This window comes from Roseinatronobacter sp. S2, from assembly GCF_029581395.1.
Lineage (GTDB): Bacteria > Pseudomonadota > Alphaproteobacteria > Rhodobacterales > Rhodobacteraceae > Roseinatronobacter.
In genome coordinates this window covers 552,501-571,515 of record NZ_CP121113.1, presented here as the reverse complement: position 1 = coordinate 571,515, position 19,015 = coordinate 552,501, and the positions used below count along the sequence as shown (strand labels likewise).

The 19,015-nt window shown below is 59.6% G+C and carries 17 protein-coding genes, 1 tRNA gene, 2 rRNA genes and 2 pseudogenes (1 of these 22 running past the window's edge); 3 read left to right on the top strand and 19 right to left on the bottom strand.

Annotated features, from left to right (window positions below; translation table 11 throughout):
• Positions 1 to 47 precede the first annotated feature (47 nt).
• From nrfD to P8S53_RS02605, 13 genes are all read right to left on the bottom strand, one after another.
• Positions 48 to 1,235: an NrfD/PsrC family molybdoenzyme membrane anchor subunit gene (nrfD, locus tag P8S53_RS02660; protein WP_277805619.1), complete on the bottom strand. Its 1,188-nt coding sequence runs from the start codon at positions 1,233 to 1,235 to the stop codon at positions 48 to 50.
• A gap of 13 nt (positions 1,236 to 1,248) precedes the next feature.
• Positions 1,249 to 1,998, bottom strand: coding sequence for a 4Fe-4S dicluster domain-containing protein (locus P8S53_RS02655; protein ID WP_277805618.1), 750 nt, complete (start codon positions 1,996 to 1,998; stop codon positions 1,249 to 1,251).
• 27 nt (positions 1,999 to 2,025) lie between these two features.
• Positions 2,026 to 4,572 carry a molybdopterin-dependent oxidoreductase gene (locus tag P8S53_RS02650; RefSeq protein WP_277805617.1) on the bottom strand — a complete coding sequence of 849 codons (2,547 nt, stop codon included), beginning with the start codon at positions 4,570 to 4,572 and terminating at the stop codon, positions 2,026 to 2,028.
• 56 nt (positions 4,573 to 4,628) lie between these two features.
• The gene (locus tag P8S53_RS02645) at positions 4,629 to 5,726 is read right to left on the bottom strand and encodes a 4Fe-4S dicluster domain-containing protein (protein WP_277805616.1); all 1,098 of its coding nucleotides are present in this window, start codon (positions 5,724 to 5,726) and stop codon (positions 4,629 to 4,631) included.
• A 180-nt stretch (positions 5,727 to 5,906) separates the two neighbouring features.
• A complete protein-coding gene (locus P8S53_RS02640; RefSeq protein WP_277805615.1) occupies positions 5,907 to 7,175 on the bottom strand; it encodes a sigma-54 dependent transcriptional regulator in 1,269 nt (422 codons plus the stop codon).
• Positions 7,168 to 8,595 carry a sensor histidine kinase gene (locus P8S53_RS02635; protein ID WP_277805614.1) on the bottom strand — a complete coding sequence of 476 codons (1,428 nt, stop codon included), beginning with the start codon at positions 8,593 to 8,595 and terminating at the stop codon, positions 7,168 to 7,170. The genes P8S53_RS02640 and P8S53_RS02635 overlap by 8 nt, the downstream gene beginning before the upstream one ends.
• 4 nt (positions 8,596 to 8,599) lie before the next feature.
• Positions 8,600 to 9,460: a PhnD/SsuA/transferrin family substrate-binding protein gene (locus P8S53_RS02630; protein WP_277805613.1), complete on the bottom strand. Its 861-nt coding sequence runs from the start codon at positions 9,458 to 9,460 to the stop codon at positions 8,600 to 8,602.
• Positions 9,461 to 9,555: 95 nt separating this feature from the next.
• Positions 9,556 to 9,936 (bottom strand): arsenate reductase ArsC, encoded by a 381-nt coding sequence (locus P8S53_RS02625; protein WP_277805612.1) that lies wholly within the window; start codon positions 9,934 to 9,936, stop codon positions 9,556 to 9,558.
• 4 nt (positions 9,937 to 9,940) lie between these two features.
• Positions 9,941 to 10,102, bottom strand: a complete 162-nt coding sequence (locus P8S53_RS21400) for a universal stress protein (RefSeq protein WP_373418514.1) — start codon at positions 10,100 to 10,102, stop codon at positions 9,941 to 9,943.
• A 172-nt stretch (positions 10,103 to 10,274) separates the two neighbouring features.
• Positions 10,275 to 11,351: an ACR3 family arsenite efflux transporter gene (gene arsB / locus P8S53_RS02620; RefSeq protein WP_277805611.1), complete on the bottom strand. Its 1,077-nt coding sequence runs from the start codon at positions 11,349 to 11,351 to the stop codon at positions 10,275 to 10,277.
• Between the two features lie 21 nt (positions 11,352 to 11,372).
• The gene (arsA, locus tag P8S53_RS02615) at positions 11,373 to 13,124 is read right to left on the bottom strand and encodes an arsenical pump-driving ATPase (RefSeq protein ID WP_277805610.1); all 1,752 of its coding nucleotides are present in this window, start codon (positions 13,122 to 13,124) and stop codon (positions 11,373 to 11,375) included.
• Between the two features lie 85 nt (positions 13,125 to 13,209).
• Entirely contained in the window at positions 13,210 to 13,599 is a 390-nt protein-coding gene (gene arsD / locus P8S53_RS02610; protein ID WP_277805609.1) for an arsenite efflux transporter metallochaperone ArsD, read from the bottom strand.
• Positions 13,596 to 13,967, bottom strand: coding sequence for a helix-turn-helix transcriptional regulator (locus P8S53_RS02605; protein ID WP_277805608.1), 372 nt, complete (start codon positions 13,965 to 13,967; stop codon positions 13,596 to 13,598). Before P8S53_RS02605 ends, arsD begins: the two co-directional genes overlap by 4 nt.
• A gap of 511 nt (positions 13,968 to 14,478) precedes the next feature.
• Here P8S53_RS02605 and P8S53_RS02600 point away from each other — a divergent pair.
• Both P8S53_RS02600 and P8S53_RS02595 read left to right on the top strand, forming a co-directional pair.
• Positions 14,479 to 14,973 carry a lysozyme inhibitor LprI family protein gene (locus P8S53_RS02600; RefSeq protein WP_277805607.1) on the top strand — a complete coding sequence of 165 codons (495 nt, stop codon included), beginning with the start codon at positions 14,479 to 14,481 and terminating at the stop codon, positions 14,971 to 14,973.
• 194 nt (positions 14,974 to 15,167) lie between these two features.
• A complete protein-coding gene (locus P8S53_RS02595) occupies positions 15,168 to 15,698 on the top strand; it encodes an AprI/Inh family metalloprotease inhibitor (RefSeq protein WP_277805606.1) in 531 nt (176 codons plus the stop codon).
• Between the two features lie 261 nt (positions 15,699 to 15,959).
• Here P8S53_RS02595 and P8S53_RS02590 read toward each other — a convergent pair whose 3' ends face one another.
• The gene (locus P8S53_RS02590) at positions 15,960 to 16,271 is read right to left on the bottom strand and encodes a helix-turn-helix transcriptional regulator (protein WP_277805605.1); all 312 of its coding nucleotides are present in this window, start codon (positions 16,269 to 16,271) and stop codon (positions 15,960 to 15,962) included.
• Between the two features lie 366 nt (positions 16,272 to 16,637).
• A pseudogene (locus tag P8S53_RS02585) lies at positions 16,638 to 16,850 on the bottom strand (integrase); the annotation flags it as partial.
• Between P8S53_RS02585 and P8S53_RS02580 the strand changes: the two are divergent.
• Positions 16,844 to 16,986: pseudogene (locus tag P8S53_RS02580) on the top strand (integrase core domain-containing protein); the annotation flags it as partial. The pseudogenes P8S53_RS02585 and P8S53_RS02580 overlap by 7 nt on opposite strands.
• Here the strand turns inward: P8S53_RS02580 and P8S53_RS21275 are convergent.
• The 4 genes from P8S53_RS21275 to P8S53_RS02565 all read right to left on the bottom strand — a co-directional run.
• Positions 16,922 to 17,191 (bottom strand): transposase, encoded by a 270-nt coding sequence (locus P8S53_RS21275; RefSeq protein ID WP_306417824.1) that lies wholly within the window; start codon positions 17,189 to 17,191, stop codon positions 16,922 to 16,924. The pseudogene P8S53_RS02580 and the gene P8S53_RS21275 overlap by 65 nt on opposite strands.
• Before the next feature lie 156 nt (positions 17,192 to 17,347).
• A tRNA-Met gene (locus tag P8S53_RS02575) sits at positions 17,348 to 17,424 on the bottom strand.
• Positions 17,425 to 17,473: 49 nt separating this feature from the next.
• A 5S ribosomal RNA gene (rrf, locus tag P8S53_RS02570) occupies positions 17,474 to 17,588 on the bottom strand.
• 102 nt (positions 17,589 to 17,690) lie between these two features.
• Positions 17,691 to 19,015: ribosomal RNA gene (locus P8S53_RS02565) — 23S ribosomal RNA — on the bottom strand; it runs 1,594 nt beyond the window's last position.

Below are 19,015 nucleotides of genomic sequence, written 5' to 3'. Positions count from 1 at the left end.
GCGGCAGGGCGGCATCGCGCCGCCCTGCACTGGTTCTTTTCAACGGTTCACGCCGCCGCGACTGCGCCTTCGGGCGTGGCAGGTTCGGCGGGCATGTCCGACAGGTTCAGGAACCGCTCGCCCGCCGCATAGAGTGCGAACAGCATGGCCGACCCCATGATCGTCAGCGTCCATTCGGTCAGCGATGGTGTATACTGGATCAGGCCCCATTCCCATGTTCCCCGGAACAGCGGCACGACCTGCCCGCCGACAACGAAGAAATAGCGCTCCGCAAACAGCCCCGCAAACACCGCCATCGAAACCAGCACCTGCAAGGACGGATTGCTGCGCAGTCCTGCGATCAACATCACCACAAAAGGGGCGACAATCCCCAGCCAGAGCGACGCCTGATAGACTGGTGAAGCAAACAGGAACTCGCGCCAGACCACATTGACTTCGGGGGTGTTGGTGTAGAACCCGGTATAGGCCCGCACAAGGATGAACAGCACTGTCGCGCCCAGCACAGCCGCGAATAGTTTGCCCATCGGCCCTTCGAACATGACACGGGTGCGTTCGGGCATGGCGTTACGGTTGAAGCCATAGGCAAGATAGGTGAAGAACACCACCGCCGCCAATCCGCTGGCCACAGCCGTCAGGTAGAAATAGATCGGCATCAGGCCATCAAACCAGAAGGGGCGCATGCTCATCATGCCAAAGACAAGCGCAAGGTTCCCGCTGGCCAGCAGCACTGCCAGAAACGAGGCAATCCCGATCTGCTTGCTGGTTTTGCTGTCCCATTCCTGCCCTTCCATCTTCTGGAATTTCCACAGCAGGAAGATCAGGTCAGCGACATAGAAGACGCCCATCCAGAACATGGCAGAGTGTATCTGCATGTTCAGCGGAATTACCCAAAGCATGCGGAATACATGACCCAGTTCCATAGCCAGCACGGCCATACCTGCCAGAAGTATCACGACAGACAAGTAAATGGCGCGTTTGGCGATGGGCAGGAATTGCTTGAACCCGAACACCAGCGACAGCGCCGCGATCATGCCCAGACCGGATGAGGCCAGCGCGAAATACAGATAAGTCGCAATCGGTTGGCCCCACGGGATCTGCGAGGTGGTGTTGAAACTGCGGTGGCCTGCGGATTGCAGGTCAAGAAACGCATAGCCGAAGGCGGCAAGTGCCACGATGGCTGACACAACCATCAACATCAGACCCATCGGCCCTTGCAGGATGTTACCCTTGTTCATCACTCAGCCCTCCTCAGGTTTTCTTTGGGGATTGATAGGCCGGCACATCCGCGCCAGAGCCAAGATAATAGACCTGCGGGCGGTTGCCGGTATGGTCTTTCAGGCGGACACCGCGCTGGTCCGCGATCAGGCGGTTCACTTCGGATTCGGGGTTGTCCAGATCGCCGAAATAGCGCGCTTTCGGCGGGCAGGTGCGCACGCAGGCGGGCGTGTATTCCTTGGTGTCCGGGTTGTCTTCGTCCAGATCGGCCACGCCTTCGGGGGCTTTGGACACCTTGTGATAACAAAAGGTGCATTTTGACACCACGCCTTTGGGCTGAATGCCGATCCCGCGCACCGAGTCGCTCTCCGGTCCCTGATAAGGGGGCGCGTGCAACTGCCCCTCGCCCGGAAAGACATCGCGGATATCAGGTTCCACCACCGGCTTTTCATCGGCATAGAAACGCACGCCATAGGGGCAGGCGATCATGCAGTATTTGCAACCGATGCATTTGTTCCAGTCCACGAATACAATGCCGCCCGCATCCATGTCCTTATAGGTCGCCTTGGTCGGGCAGACTGCCACGCAAGACGGGTTTTCGCATTGCATGCACGGGCGCGGCAGCCAAGTCAGCTTGGCGGTCGGATAGGTGCCTTCGCTGTAATACAGCACATCTTGCCAGTTTTCACCGGGCAGCGTGTTGTTTTCCATCGCACAAGCGGTCGTGCAAGCCTGACAGCCGGTGCATTTGTCAAGGTCAATGACCATTCCCCATTTCGTCATGTTCTATATCCTTTTCGATGCTGGGGATCAGACCCGTTCCAGTTTGACCTTGCCAGTATAGTAGCTGGCCAGTCCTGAAATCGGATCGGATACATTGGGGGTGACATCGCCGGAATGGCCCGGCAACCGGCCCTTGGCCCATCGGCCTTGCGCCCAGTGGCCATGCTCCATCGGCAGCACGATGGTGTCGCGCCGATGACCCGGCATGAAGCGGCAATAGGCTTCGATGGAACCAACCGCGGAAGTCATGCGCACCCGGTCACCATTCCCGATGCCGCGCGCCCGCGCTGTATCGGGGTGGATCTCCAGGTAAACCGTGTTCTTGCCGCCGACGATGGGCTGGTGAATTGCGATCCCATGCGGAATATTGCCGCTGCGGCCTTCCGCGTGCAAAGGCGTCTTGGGGCTGACAAGGAACAGGTCGTCATCGCCGCCGGAATGCACCGGCGTAACCCATTGGATCAAGCCGGCGCGGTCAGCCGGAACACCCAGTTCGCGCTCGATATAATCCGCGTGGTTTTCCAGATAACCCGACACGAACTCGAATTTACCGGAAGGTGTTTTCAGCAGTTTTGCCTTCACATCCTCCGGCGTCATCTCGACATTATAGCCTTCGCCGTCCCATTCATAGAATTTGCCGCGCCGCTGGTGCCAGTGATAGGGCTTTTTATACCAAACCCCCTTTTCGGCCCAGCTCTCGAAACTGTTCACCCCGTTATCGCCGGGGTTATCCTCGAAACCCTTTGCCAGATGGCGCAGGATATTCTCGACATTGTCGATCTCGCGGTAATAGTCACCCATCGGCCCGTTAATGCGCTTGCCGATCTCTATCAGCGTGTCACCAAAATGCTTGGTGTCATGGATCGGGTCCACCGCAGGCACGCGCAGCGCGGTCATTGGCCAGCCTTCAAACGGGTAGGTCGGGCTGTCCTGCCAACGTTCCAGATAGGTGTGATCGGGCAGAACGATGTCAGCATACATCGCCGTTTCGCCGGGGAAGGGTGAGGTGTCGATGATGAACACATCCTTCAGCGCCTCTTCCCAGACCTGCGGGTTCGGGGCCGACCAGATCGGGTTGGTGTAGTAGAACATCGCCGTGTCCAGCTTGTAGGGGTCACCCTTCAAGTGGTTTGGCCCGGCTTCCTGCATCATGCTGTCAACCATTGGCCATTCAGCAGTTTTGGCCTTGTCAATGCGCGGCTGATCTTTCCACGCGCCGTTTTGTGCCCAATCATCCATATAGTCGGCGGCGCTGACCGGCAGGCCGCCATAGGATGGACCCATCTGATAGAACAACCCGCCTTTTTCGGCATACAAGCTGCCCACCAGCGCGTTAAGCGCGTGGATCGCCATGCCTGCATAGGTGCCGTTGCTGTGCGACGTCGGGCCGCGCTCGAACAATGCAATTGCTGGCCGCGTGGTGCCAAACTCGCGCGCAACCGCGCGGATGGTAGACGCTGGCACGCCGGTAACACTCTCGGCCCATTCGGGGGTGCGGTCTTTCAACTCCTCGTTCCACCAGCGAACCATGCCATGCGTCCACAGGTCCACAAAACCACTGCCTTCGGCCGCTTGCGTGGTAACTTCGCCGGTCTCTGGGTCGGTCACCGCCACTTGCGCGGCCGCGCTGATATCCTCGCCGGTGACGAAATGATTGCGCCCGTCAGCGAAATCGCCGACGAATTCGCGGTCCCACAAGCCTTCGGTCAGGATGACATGCGCCACGGCCAAGGCCATCGCCGCATCGGTGCCGGGCTTGATATAGACGGCGCGATCCGACGCCGCCATGGTCGGGCTCATGCGCACATCGATTGATGTAATGCGCGTCTGCGGGCTTTTTGACCGCATCTTGCCCCACATCTGCATCAGGTAGTTATAGGGGCGAAACGCTTCCAGAAAGCTCGCGCCGAAATTCAGGATGTAGTTGGTGTTGGCGTAATCGTAGGAATTGTAGGAATTGTTCCCATCGGTTGCCTGCTTGGCGCGCTTCGACCCGTCGGCACACATGGACGAATGCCCGATTGCCGAATTGGGCGTGCCATAAAGCCTGCCCCAGTCGCCATAAAGCCCCGCATCGGTCGGCCCCCAGCCGCGGCCATAGAAATGCGCGAAACGGTGGCTTTCGCCGCGGTCACGCAGGTCATTCAGGCGGTCGGCGACAATATCCAACGCCTCGTCCCAGCTGATCGGCACAAAACCGGGGTCTTCATTGCGGCCCTTGTTCGGGTTGGTCCGGCGCATCGGCCCTTTGAAGCGGTCGGGGTCATACAGGAAATAAGTGCCCCAATGCCCCTTGGGGCACAACTTGCCATTGGCAATCGGGTTGCCGGTATCGCCGTAAATGGCATGCACACGACCATCGGTTGTATAGACGTCAATGCCGCAACGCGCGGGGCATTGCGCGCAGATATTCTTGGTGATCTTGGTGTTGGGTAGCGCGGCCTGCGCCTGCGCGGGGGCATTTTCCACCCCTGTGCCGGGCATGCCGACTGTCACCGCAGTCACAGTCAGCGCGCCGGTTCCGGTCGTGGCCAGAAACCGCCTGCGGCTGATCCCGGAGTTGATTTTGTCCATTGCTGGCTCCTCCCTTTCTCAAATCAAAGTGCAACGCCCGCCTGGGCGCGCAAATGTCAGGCCCCGTAGGGCACTTGGCTACGCCGCATCAGCCCAAAGGCCGAAGCAGCAAGATCATTATCTTTGTGGCAGGCGTCGCATTTGCTCTGGGCTGCGCGCGGCGCGAACCGGCGCAGGCAACCGGGGCAATCGGCCATGATCTGGCGAACGAGCGTCACAGGTCCGTCATATTGCCCTGCGCCCTGCGTAAGCAGGTGGAGGCCATCCGCCTTTTCGCAATCGCCACAGCCAATGCACAGTGCTGCGTCGAATGTCAGGCTATCTGCGTCGGCTGTCTCGGTCAGGGTCAGGGCATGTGTGGGGCACAGGCTTGCGGCAAACCGCATATCGGGTATGCCGGTGCAGTCCAACGCTGGGAAAATTGCGGCGGGCAGCGTGTCTGCGCCATGCAACGCGCACAAGGCATCGCGGCGACGCTCCAGCGCGGGCGTACCCACCTTGCCACTGAAAGGCTGATTGGTGGTCACCCGGCTTAGGTCAGGCGCAGGTGCTGGGGTGGTCAGGCGGCGGAACAGTTGGCGGCGGGAATAAGCTTGTTGCCGGGGGCGGCGCGGTTGCGGGGCCGGTCGTGCACGGGCAGAGTGTGTCGGGGCCGGGATGACCTGCACCCCCGCCGCATCATGGCCCAGATCGGCCAGATCAGCTTGCACCGATTGCACCGCATCCCCCCAAGGCTGCGCGCAGCCACCCGAAGGGCAGCCCGCGCACCAGCCGCGATCCACCAGCGTGACCTGCCCATGCCTGGACATGCGTTCCAGTAGCTGCGTCGCAGACAGGCCACCCAGACAGGGAACGACTTGTGCGCCCGACTTACGATCTGACTGTGCAACCCGGCTGCATTCAAAAGGTGCAGCGGTTTTCGCAAGCGAAACAGACAGCATAAGCGCGCCAGTCGGGCAGGCCACCACACAGCGCGCACAACCTGTGCAGCGGTCATGATCCAGCTCAATGGCGCGCGCATCAATCCTGATTGCTTGCGCGGGGCAGATATCCGCACAGGCAGTGCAGGCCGCATCGGGGCGGCGGATCGTCAGGCAGGCGGCCGCATCCAGCGACAGCTTGTCCTGCAAATCAATTTCTGCACTCTCCTCCACGACGTTCCCCCCTTGGCTGGAATTGCCCCATGCGCGCGGTGCGACACAGGGCAGATTCTGGCTCTCCATCTGCAAGATACAGCAGGCGGCATACCAAAGCATGCGGAAGGCGCGACAATATCTACCGCTCAAATGTCTGTTTTTAATTGGTTAAATTATCTGTTCGGATTCCCGGACGGGTTACTGCCGGTCTTGTTCGGGTTTCCGAACATCCTCGATGGGCCGTTCCACACCCAGCTTTTGCATCTTTTCCCAAAGCGTCGTGCGCCCCACGCCCAGCAGCTTTGCTGCGGCCGCCATACTGCCTGCGCATTGGTCCAGCGCGCGCTGGATCTGCACGCGCTCGGCCTGATCGCGCGCCTCGGCCAAGGTGGCAAAGCCCTGATCTGGTGTCGCAGCCATGTCAGGGAACAGATCAGCGGGCATGATCATTTCGCCCTGCGCCAGCGCCATAGACTGCGCCAGCCGTGCGCGAATTTCGCGGCCATTCCCGCGCCAGTCATGGCGCAACGCCATCGCCTCGGCCTGCGTTGATATCCCTTTAAGTGGTGTGTCGCGACGGCGGTTCATACCGTCGAACATACGGGTCATCATCCATAAAGCGTCCTCGGGCCGGTCGCGCAAGGGCGGGATGCGCAGGGTCAACGGGCTGAGGTGAAAGAACAGATCGGGCCGCAGCTTGTCGCGCGCAGTGTCGTCCTCGGTTGCCACCAGACGCATACCCTCCGTGCGTGCCGCCCAGATCGCGGCCAGAAGCTGTGCCTGAACCGCATCGCTGGCCTCGCCCAGACGTTCCAGCAGCAGAATACCTTGCCCCGCCTGCTCTATGGCGCCGCCTGCCCCGAACAGACGCGCGGCGTGCTGGTCGCCAGCTATGCGCGACAGATCGACACCGATGAACGGCGCAGCAGACCGTTCAGAGCGTGCATGCAGTCGCTCCGCTGCTGCCCGCTTGCCGGTGCCACTTTCACCGAGTATGAGCACTGACCCCTCTGTTCGTGCCAGCCGCCTGATCCTCTCATCGATCTGGCGCGCGGCTTTCGAGGGACCGAATCCCGGCCCGTCACCCTCAAACCCTGGCGCAATCAGCAACGACAGGCGTTCCAGCAACTGCCCCATATCAAACGGCTTGGTCAGATAATCCGCCGCACCCGAACGCAACAACCGCACCGCCTGATCGGCGCTGGCCTGCCCGGTCATGAACAGAAATGGCGGCGGCAGGGTGGTTTCCCCAAGCTTCAAAAACAGGTCTTCACCCGACCCATCCCCCAAGCGGATATCGCAGATCACGGCATCAAAGGGGCGGTGTGGTGTGCGCAGCCCGCCAAGCGCGCGCTGATAGCCCTTGAACCAGACCACGCGCGCACCTTCCAGCTTCAAACGCTGTTCCAGCGAGCCGCCCATGATCTCATCATCCTCGACCAAGGCTATGGTGCGGCCTTCAAGCATCCTGCCCCCCAACGCCTGCGCAGGGCAGATACACCTGAATTTCCTGCAAGCCCTGCGGTGATTGCCCCAAGGTTATCTGCCCGCCCATGTCCTGAACCAACTCGCGCACGAGCCGCAATCCGACCCCCCCGCCCGGCGCCACAGGTGCGTCGGATAACAGACGCGGGTGCAAATGATCGGGCAATCCGGGGCCGCTGTCTTGTATGGCCAGCCGGACGAAAGCACCTTCACGATCCAGCCTTAACCCGATTTCGCCACCATACCCCGCAGCCGAGGATGCGTTGAGCAGCAGGTTCAGGACAATCTGGCGCACTGGCCCTGCGGGCAGATGGGCCACACAGTCTTCGGGCAGCGTGATTTCCCAATGCAGGTGCTGGCCGCGCCCCTCGGCCTCCGGACGGATCAGCAGGTTCAGATCTTCAAGATCGGCCAGCGCCAGCGACCTGCGCTCTGGCGCGTCGCGGTGAACATCCAATGTGGCGCGCACGACATCGCGCATGTGCCGCAGCCCGCGATCCAGCAAATCTGCCGAATTTTTGACCACATCGGCGCGATCTGGATAGGTGCGCAGCGTGTCCACAGTGTTCAGCAATCCGCCCAGCGGGTTGTTGACCTCATGCGCCAGCGTGCCGGCAAGCCGCCCAAGGCTGACAAACCGTTCGCGGTCCGCCAGACGCCTTGTTGTGGCGTCGCGCTCTGCCACCGCGCGGATCAATCCGTTATAGGTGTCATAGAGTTTCGCGACTTCGGGGTTTCGACGCGGGATCGCAGCATCCGGAATGGGTGTCAGTGCATCACTGCTGCGCCCCATCTCGTCGGTCAGCCGTGCAACCGGGCGCAGCACGCGGCGCATCAACCAAAAGCCCAAGAGTGCTGCAATCAGGGTTGCGATTGCATTGCCCGCGATCAGGATTGCGGCGGTGCGTGTCCGTTCCGTAACAAAACCAGTGGTATCAAACTCTATAATCACCTGTCCGAGTGGCCGGTTCTGATACTGCATGACCTTCGAGAGTGCGATAGTGCCGTTGCTCAGGTCATACTGCGGTGCCGTCACGGGCGTGGCCGCCGCGATCATGCTGGCACGCTGCGCACCAAGCGGGTTTATTTCAGGCGCGGTCGATACAGTGACGCGCCCAAGGGGATCAATAAGCGTCGCCTGCAGCGGTCTGAGCGCACCCTCGCGCTGGGTAACACGATCCAGCAGGTCGAACATTTCCCAGATATCATCGCGCACCACGAAGGGGCCGATCGTCGCCTCGACGCCTGCAAACTCCAGCAGCGCCATTTCGCGCAAGTGCCGCTCTTGTGTGTTCACCAGCGCGCGCAACACCAGATGCGAGGCCAGAATGCCCACCAGCACCAACAGCCCCGCCGCCAGAAGCGGCCCCTTGACCATAACGGGAAGGTGAAACCCGCGCACCCTGTCAGCCTCGCTCTGCCACAATCCGCATCCGCGCGGCGATCTGATCAAAGCTGTGTGCGTCAGGTGCAGCGAACCCATCCAGCTGCAGCATCTGCAGCGCCGCCTGTCCGGCATCGCTTTCTTGCATGGTCGTGAGCGCGGTAAAGAAACTTTGCGCGGGACCACTGTCCAAGGCTTCACGGGCCACCACAATGGGTGGAAATCCAAACTGTTCCGATTCCCACAAGACATGGGTTCGCGCCACAAGCTCGGGCTCTGCGCGTTGCATGGCCTCATAAACATAGCCATCCACACTGCCCGATTGCGCAAGACCACGCGCGACGGCACGCACGACATTGCGGTGACCATAGGTGAAGAAGCTGCGCGCAAAGAACGCTTCGGGACGGTGGTTTTGCTTTAGCAGTTCCGAAACTGTGACCAGATGGCCGGAATTGGAATCCGGATCGGAATAAGCATGAATATCGCCGCGCAGATCCTCCAGATACTGCGCAGTGCGTCCCTTACTCGTGATGATCTTTGCGCTGTAATTCGGCTGGCCCTGCCATACTGGCAGCGCCAACGCGGACAGCCTTTCACTATTCTGAAGCAAAGGATAGCCGCACAGCCACGCCGCATCAATCTCGCCCATCAACAAAAGGGCTGTGACTTCCTTGTAGGTGCGGCGCTGAAGGAACTCCACCTCGCCACCCATCTTGGTGCTTAGATGTGCGCGCAGAAAGTCCAGCAATTGCCAGTCATTGTCCAGAAACACAGGGGTCAGGCCAAACCTGAACGGCACGGGCTGCGCGCGCAGCACCATGGGGGCGGACAGCAGCGCTAAGCCTGCCGCCACCAAGACCTTGCGTCGTTGAAGCCGCATCATTTAACAATGTCCCCCCAGATCAAACTATCCGTTGCGGTAGCGCGCTGTAAAGCTGCGTTGCATGTAGGCGCGAAGCGCTTGTGCCTTCGGGGACCTCAAAGCCCTAAACCTGCAATCTTGTCCCGGATCTGATCGCGTGCGGCACGGAAGGCCGCGATATTGCCAGACGCTGCGGGGTCGATGACAGGCCAGTGCAAGCGTTGAACTTCGCCGGGCACATACGGGCAGACCTCTTCCGCACATAGTGTCACGATCAGATCGGCGGCCTCAACGGCGACGTCTTCCAGTGGTTTTGACCACTGCCCAGAGATGTCGATATCGATCTCCGCAAGCGCCTTGATCGCCAGCGGGTTCACCTGTCCGGGTGCGGAACCGGCGCTGGCGATCTCGACATTCTTGGGCAGCATCGCGCGGGCCAGGCCTTCGGCCATCTGGCTACGCGCGGAATTTGCGACGCAGAGAAACAGGATCTTCATGATATTACGCCTTCTTGTTTTGCAGGGGCACCACCAACACGGGACGGCGCGCGATTTCGCACAGGTTGGTTGCGGTCGATCCGATGGTCCGGCTTTCGACCCAGCCCTGTCGCTGCTTGCCGATAACGATCAGATCGGCACCGCCATCTGCCGCAGACTTTGCGATCTACTCTGACGGCTTGCCCTCTGCCAGATGCACCTCGATCTTGCCACCAGCGACGGCAATCTCTGGTGCAATACTGCTCAAGGCGGCACGCGTCATCACGGGCCAGCGGACGTATCGGGCGGCGGGCCTTGGGCGGCGGAATGGTCAAGTGCAATCAATGCTGTTTGCGACATCAGTTCTGCTCCTTCGTTTTGGCTGTGCGGATCGGGGTTTCCTCAAGCGGGAACCAGTGTTTCGTGCGGTTGGCGAACCACACCAGCGACAGCATCACCGGCACTTCGACCAGCACGCCCACGACAGTGACAAGGGCCGCAATGGAATTCAGGCCGAACAGCCCGATTGCCACCGCCACCGCCAGTTCAAAGAAATTCGATGTGCCAATCAGCGCGCAGGGGGCCGCGACCTTATGCGGCACACGCCACGCTTTCGCGGCCCAATAGGCGACCGCGAACATGCCGTAGGACTGGATCAGCAGCGGAATGGCGATCAGCACGATGATCAGGGGCCGGTCAAGGATCACCTCGCCCTGAAAACCGAACAGCAGCACGACCGTCGCCAGCAGCCCGATGATCGAGAAGGGTTTGACGCGCGCAGTGAATGCGGCCACAGCGGTTTCCCCTTCGGCCACACTCCGCGCGCCGCGTGTCATATAAAGCCGCGTGATCACGCCCGCCGTCAGCGGCACCACAATATACAGCACCACCGACAGCACCAGCGTTTCCCATGGCACGGTTATGTCGGTCACGCCCAGCAGCAGCGCCACGATGGGCGCGAAGGCGAAGATCATGATCACATCATTCAGTGACACCTGCACCAATGTGTAATTCGGGTCCCCCTTGGTCAGTTGCGACCACACGAACACCATCGCGGTGCAGGGGGCAGCACCCAGAAGGATCATGCCTGCGATATACTGGCCTGCGGTGCCCGGCTCAATAAAGGGTGCAAAGACATACTCGAAAAACAGCACGCCAAGGGCGGCCATGGTGAAGGGCTTTATCAGCCAGTTGACGGTTAGCGTAATGATCAGCCCCTTGGGGCGTTCATGCACGCGGGCAAGCGATGTGAAATCCACCCCCACCATCATCGGATAGACCATGAACCAGATCAGCACCGCGACCACGAAATTGATCGAGCCATATTCAAGGCTTGCCAGCGCATTCACCAGCGCGGGCGCGATCTGGCCAAGCGCCAGCCCCGCAACTATGGCAAGGGCAACCCAGACCGAAAGGTAACGTTCAAAAATAGGCATGTTGGTGTCTTCCTTCAGTGTTCAGACCAGCACAGGTTCCGGGCGGACAAGAGCGCGCAGACGCGCAGCACCCACTGGGTCTTCGGCCTGCATCGGCACCACGGCATAGCGCGCGGCAAGACTGTTGCGGACAGAAGCAATCTCGGGCGCCTCGGACGCGGCGCGGGCGGCAAGGATGGGATGCGTGGTTCCGGTTGCCGCAAGACTGGCATTGACGACCCAACCATAAGGTTCAATGCCCGCGCGCCGCAGATCATCTTGCAGGCGCGAGGCTTCCAGAACCGGCGTGGTTTCGGCCAGTGTGACAATCAGCACCTTGGTTTTGTCCGCATCCTGCAACCGCATCATCGGCGTGGTCATGTGGCTTGCCGCCTTGCCCGCGTGGCGCAGCACGTCGCGGTGATATGATCCGGTTGCATCCAGCAACAACAGCGTGTGGCCCGTGGGTGCCGTATCCATCACCACGAATTTGCGGCCCGCTTCGCGGATGACGCGGGAAAACGCCTGAAACACGGCGATTTCCTCGGTACAGGGCGAGCGCAGGTCTTCCTCCAGCATCGCGCGACCTTGGGCGTCCAGGCTCGCGCCCTTGGTGGCAAGGATATGGTCGCGGTAGGCTGCTGTCTCGGCCTCCGGGTCGATGCGGCTGACGCTCAGGTGCGGCACATCGCCCGCCAGCGTTTCGGTCAGATGGGCGGCAGGGTCGGTCGTGGTCAGCAGCACCTCGTGCCCGCGCGCGGCAAGCTCAACGGCGACCGCAGCGGCAATTGTGGTCTTGCCGACGCCGCCCTTGCCCATGGTCATGACCAGCCCTTTTCCAGCGGCTTCGATCCCGTCCACCAGCGCAGACAGAGGCGGCAGATCGCCATCAGCGGTGCGCGGCGCGACCCGGTCAAGCGCTACAGGCGCGGTCATCCGGCGCAGTGCAGCAAGGCCCACAAGGTTCTCGGGTCTTAGTGCAAACCGGGTTTGTGGAAGGGCCGCCAGATGACTGTCCATTCCGTCGATTGCCGCAGTGTCACGCATAATCAAGGCGGCTGCCAAATCATCACCCAGATCCTTGTCCGGCATCAGCCCGTTGATCGCCAGATGCTGGTTGCCGATGCCGATATCTGCCAGTTCCCGGCTGGTGCGCGCGGCCTCGGTCAGCGAACTGGCGCGCGGGCGCGTGACAAGAATCAGTCGCGTGCGGGCACCATCAGACAGGCTGTCCACCGCAGCCGCATACCGTGCCCGGCTTTGCTCCAACCCGGCCAGCGGGCCAAGGCACGACGCATCGCCGCCTGTTTCCAGAAAGCCCGACCACGCACCGGGCAGCTTCAGCATGCGTATAGTGTGGCCGGTGGGTGCGGTGTCGAAAATTATGTGATCATAGGCGGTTGTCACCGCATCGTCGGTCAGAAGCGCTGTAAACTCGTCAAAGGCCGCGATCTCGGTCGTGCAAGCCCCGGAAAGCTGTTCTTCGATCCCCTTCAGTGCCTTCTCCGGAAGAACCCCGCGCATCGGCCCGACGATCCGCTCGCGGTATTCCGCTGCGGCCCCCTCGGGGTCAATTTCCAGCGCGCTTAGCCCCGGAACCCTGGCGATAAGCGTGATGTGATTGCCGATTTCAATACCAAACACCTGACCAACGTTCGAGGCAGGGTCGGTCGAGACCAGCAGAACCTTTTTGCCCGCATCGGCAAGGCTGACAGCGGTGGCGCAGGCCAGCGAGGTTTTGCCAACACCGCCCTTGCCAGTCAGAAACACATACTTCGGAAGGTCAGTGAACATGATCTCTCCTGTCGCCGCGCAGGGTCTGCGAGCGTTGTCTTTGCGCAGGATTGCGCAAGTATCTTAGTAAATCAGCAACGCTGGCTTAACAGCACGCGCCCTGTTTCCGCTCTGCCTTGGCAGGGCCACAGCAACAACCACCTCGTTTTGAAGGCGGCATCTCTTGGTCGACGGCGACACCTGCCCACGCTGCCATCTCTATACGATCGGGATAATGCGCTTTCGCAACCAGTTTGCCATCCACCACAAACGCTGGCAAATCATCGCCGCCCGACGCCTGCATAAGATCGCGAATCTGGTCATTGGCCACGAATTCCGCAGGTTCCCGGCTAAGCCCGAAGCGCTGAACCGCAACACCTTGGGCGCGCAGCCAGTCCAGATCGGCTGCCAGAGTAATCAGCTTCTGGTCAATATCAGTACCACAAATACCCGTTGAGCAGCACATGGCAGGATCATAAACAGTGAGTGTGGTCATTGCGTGGCGTCCTTTGGAATGCAGCCTGTGGGGGTATAACAGCAAGGTGCCTCGGCGCTGTCTGGCCCCCGCGCTTCGATCTGTCCTATCAAAATGTGCAGAGGGCCGAGCGCGCTGGGGTCCAGTGAATAGCAAATTCTGGGCCGCTCAATTGTGCCGACAACCAGACCGGACGCTTTCAGAATGCGCAGATGCTCTGACACGGTGGATTGCGCCAGCCCAACCTCGTCGACGATATCGCCACCAATACAACCGGGCCGCGACAGCAGAAATTCGATGATCCGCACGCGGGCCGGATGGGCAAGGGCCTTGGCAACCCGTGCGATTTGCTCGGCATCAACACGCGTGCTTGTATTCCAGTTTAGCATAATGCCCTCTCTGTATCGACGATCTACGATATATCAATCGTTAATTGGCGATGCAAGCCTATATTGTCCCCACGGTAAAAGAAGATCGTTCCTGATAATTGAACAGTCCAGACGGGCAGCAGCCTAAAGGCTGCTACGGTTATACGCTGCACTTGACCCGAGTGGCTGCTTCGGAGCAGGCAGCACGACCGCCCGACCGGCTGTTATGGGCCAAGGTAGGTTGAACTGGCGGTCGCCTTCACAACGGACGGGTAACGGCCTGACGGCGTTGCGGCATTGCACACGCAGGATTCAACGAAGGCGACCGTTACTGCGTAAGGCAAGAAGCAAAAGAAATGTGCAGCACATTGCAAGCGTCATGCCTCTCTCATCCGACCGCATGGCTATTGTGGCGAGTTTTCAGAAACGCACTTGATCTGGTGGCAAAACCGCTAAATATTGTCGCCGGACAACAAACCACCTGGGGAATGTCGAGATTAGTTGAGCCTGTTTATTTCGAACGGAGATTTTAATGATACGTGTTTTTTTCCTGCTGATGGCAGTCCTCCTGCCTGCCCCTGTTCTTGCGCAGGATCTGTTATTTGACGCCAACGGAACCGATGAATGCCTGGTCACGACGGGTCATGAGGGCAACAAGTCCGATTGTATTGGTGTTTCGGCAGGTAACTGCATGCAACAACCCGGCGGGGAGTCCACCTATGGGATGGGGTTCTGTCTGGACAGGGAATTGCAATACTGGGATGACATCCTGAACGGCGCCTATCAGCAATTGCTCTCTTTGAGGCGGATGTCTGATGCCGATTTACCGGATAACCTCGCCGTTCAGGCAGACACACTGCGCGACATGCAGCGCGCATGGATCACTTACCGGGATGCGCGCTGTGGACATGAAGCATCGCTGTGGCAAGGTGGTACCGGAGCAAGCCCGACTTTCTTGAATTGCATGATGCACCTGACAGCAGAACAAGCGCTCTATCTGTCCGCGCTCTATTCGGGCGAAGGGTAATTTCTGCCCGCGCCCCGCTACCTGATGAAGCGTCGGCGGTTGCCTTTCTGGTGAAAGGCATAGCTGCGAGTTTTTGCCGAAGCTGGCATATGGCGCGCTTATTTGTTCAGGGCCAGCCCAAACTGCACAACCAGGACGGCAGCTCTTTTTGTGGTCCACATTGATACCAAAAGCTTAACTTTGCCGGAGGCACTATGCATCGCTCCATCCTATTACCTGTATTGATCATTTCCCTATTATCCGCCTGCGAAATGGAAGCCCCGCCGACCGTTTCCCCGCCCGCGCAGCAAAACCCTGTCCTGCCCGTGGCGACCCCCGCGCAGATTTCCGATAGTTCCAGCACCACGACGACCACCGTGCAAGGGAACACCACCCGCACTGTAACTGAAAGCAGTTCTGTCTCGGTGGATGCTGGCGGATTGCTCGGGGCGATCTTGGGCGGGGCGACGCCCGCTGCGGCCAATTCGGCGAGCGATTATGCGGGGCAGTGGCGCGCCGTCACCGAAGACAATCGTGAGTGCCGGGTCAACCTGATGTCACCACGCACACCAAATGCGCCTGCCACTGCGCAAACGATTGGCTGTTCCGGTGACCTGTTCGGGGTCACGCGTTGGTCGTTGCGCGGGTCTGAACTTGTCCTGTCAGATGCCTTTGGCAACAGGCAAATCAGAGTGCGCGCCACAGCCGTGAATCGCCTGGATGGAGACGTGACCATGTGGCGCTAATGGCGAAACCTTGTTCCTGACTGTCACTTTTATCCCCCCGCTGGACTTGACTAAGCGGGAGATTGTATCGTGGCCGGGCCAAAGCTGCGAACGACCGGTCCTGTTCAGCAATCTGGCGGGCGCGGAGAGAATGCTGCGCGTGGCCCTGCCCCCGCCAGACCAGTGTCGTATATCGAGGCGCTGAGTTATTGCAGATCCGAATGAGTAGTGTTGCTGCCCTGCAATGATAGTTCATTGCGGACTGTCGGCTTGGGGCCGACCCTACCCGGCCAGATCATCCATGCTCACACCGAGCGCACCTGCCAAGGCGCGCAGGGTCGCGACCGAGCCCTGCTTTCGGCCGGTTTCGATCTCGGCCACCGTCACGCGGTTCACGCCAGCTTTCTCGGCCAGGGCCGCTTGCGTCATCCCGTGCAGGTCGCGGTAGACGCGCAAAACGTTTTCGCCGTTCAGCAGGCGGTTCGCGTACTCCACCGGAATCAACTCTTCCTCGCCCGCCGCCACAGCGGCCTTGACGCGGCCATAAGTCTGCAAATCGGGCCAGATATTCGGCCGCAGCCCGCAGGCGGTCATATTCTTCGCGCGGGATCGTCACCATCTCGTTCATGTCATGCCCTTTCAGTCATAGATGCCGCCGCGTGGCCGATATCGAGCAGGGCCAAGACGTTGCCTTGGTCATCCCCGACACGCAGCCCTAACCCTTCTCGGCCTTTCAGGGATTTCACATTGTTCGCCTGCGAGCTTGGGTGCGCGCATAAGCCTCAATCTTGGTGCGGATCAGCGTGGCCGTGTTTACAGGCATACGTCGCCATGCCCTGATCGCGCCTTTCGTATAGCTGACTTGCTTCATGTTGTCGCCCTAAGCGACATTCGGTGTGAAGCCAAACAAATTGTCGCTCCTGGCGACATGCCTGACCGGCCATGCCGACCAGACAAAGCTTACAGGTCGATCCCTTCCGACAATGACAGGGCATCATCCAGATCGACGCCGAGATACCGCACAATGCTGTCCATCTTCTTTTGACCCAGCAGCAGTTGGACCGCGCGCAGGTTTCCTGTCTTCTTGTAAATCTGGGCGACCTTGGTGCGCCGCATGGAGTGTGTGCCATAGGCACTGGGTTCCAGCCCGATCGAGAGCACCCAGTCGCGATGAGCTATTGAACGAGACCGTGTTCTGGAACATGGCGACGCGCCGTCCGTGATCCAGGCCTGGGCTGCTGACTTCAACGAAACGCGCCCACATTCGGCGCTCGGCTATCAGACACCAAAGGAATTCGCCGAACACCTTGCCACCGAAACCGACACCTGCGCCAATCTGACAGCTGATGCGGAACAAGATCATGCCGCCGTGCCACATCCACAACCCGCGCCCCCGGCTGGAAGCTCTCGGCAACAATCCGCGCCTTCACCGCATCGGGCCAACTGCGGTTTCCACGTCGACGCGGTTCAATGACCTCGCAGTGACCAATAAATCCATCACCACCATTCGCCATACGCATCCTCCAAATAATTGCGCATTACGTCTGGCAGACGCATTAAACGTCAGAAATATCCCAATTCAATGGGGCGCGGACACGCTTCTAGCGCAGCAAAACACGCCCCGTGGGGCCGTGGGGCGCTATGTAAGGCACTGATATTATGGTGTAATTTGGCTGCGGGGACAGGATTTGAACCTGTGACCTTCAGGTTATGAGCCTGACGAGCTACCTGGCTGCTCCACCCCGCGTTGGTTTTTTGTTGATCGTTGAGAGAGATTTTTGTGTGTTTCTTGTCAGGTTTGGCGGTGAGCTACTCTCCCACGTCTTGAGACGCAGTACCATTGCCGCGGCGGCACTTAACTTCCGAGATCGGGACGGGATCGGGTGTTTTGCTCGCGCTATTGCCACCAAACCTGAGAAGAAACACATATCAGCGGGGATTATTTAATCCCGACGTATTTTGGTCAATGCTTTTGGTTGCTTTGATTGTTGATCAGTTTGGTTGTTACTGGATCAAATCAAGCCTATCGAGCCATTAGTACCGGTCAACTGAACGCATTGCTGCGCTTACATCTCCGGCCTATCGACGTGGTGGTCTACCACGGCTCTCAAGGGAGACCTTGTTTTGAGGGGGGCTTCCCGCTTAGATGCTTTCAGCGGTTATCCTGTCCGATCATAGCTACCCTGCACTGCGGCTGGCGCCACAACAGGTCCACCAGTGGATCGTTCACCCCGGTCCTCTCGTACTAGGGGCAACTCCTCTCAAGTCTCCAACACCCACGGCAGATAGGGACCGAACTGTCTCACGACGTTCTAAACCCAGCTCACGTACCTCTTTAAATGGCGAACAGCCATACCCTTGGGACCTACTCCAGCCCCAGGATGAGATGAGCCGACATCGAGGTGCCAAACGATGCCGTCGATATGGACTCTTGGGCATCATCAGCCTGTTATCCCCGGCGTACCTTTATCCGTTGAGCGATGGCCCTTCCACTCGGGACCACCGGATCACTATGGCCGACTTTCGTCTCTGCTCGACTTGTCAGTCTTGCAGTCAGGCTGGCTTCTGCCATTGCACTCGACGAGCGATTTCCGACCGCTCTGAGCCAACCTTCGCACGCCTCCGTTACTGTTTGGGAGGCGACCGCCCCAGTCAAACTACCCGCCACACAGGGTCCCGGATCCGGATAACGGACCGCGGTTAGACATCAAGAGTGCGAAGGGTGGTATCTCAAGGATGGCTCCATGGGAACTGGCGTTCCCATATCAAAGCCTACCACCTATCCTGCACATCGCAATCCTGATGCCAGTGTGAAGCTGTAGTAAAGGTGCACGGGGTCTTTCCGTCTAACCGCGGGAAGCCTGCATCTTGACAGGCAATTCAATTTCGCTGAGTCCATGTTTGAGACAGCGGGAAGTCGTTACGCCATTCGTGCAGGTCGGAACTTACCCGACAAGGAATTTCGCTACCTTAGGACCGTTATAGTTACGGCCGCCGTTTACCGGGGCTTCAGTTCGGAGCTTGCACTCCTCCCTTTAACCTTCCGGCACCGGGCAGGCGTCAGACCCTATACGTCGTCTTGCGACTTCGCAGAGCCCTGTGTTTTTAATAAACAGTCGCCACCCCCTGGTTTGTGCCCCCGCCCAAGAGTTGCCTCCTGAACGGGCCTCCTTCTCGCGAACTTACGGAGGTATTTTGCCGAGTTCCTTAAACATGGTTCTCTCAAGCGCCTTGGTATTCTCTACCAGTCCACCTGTGTCGGTTTCGGGTACGGTCTGGTGTGGGGCTATTTCCGGGAACCTCTGAACGGCCCGCCCAATCCGATAAGGGCGAACAAT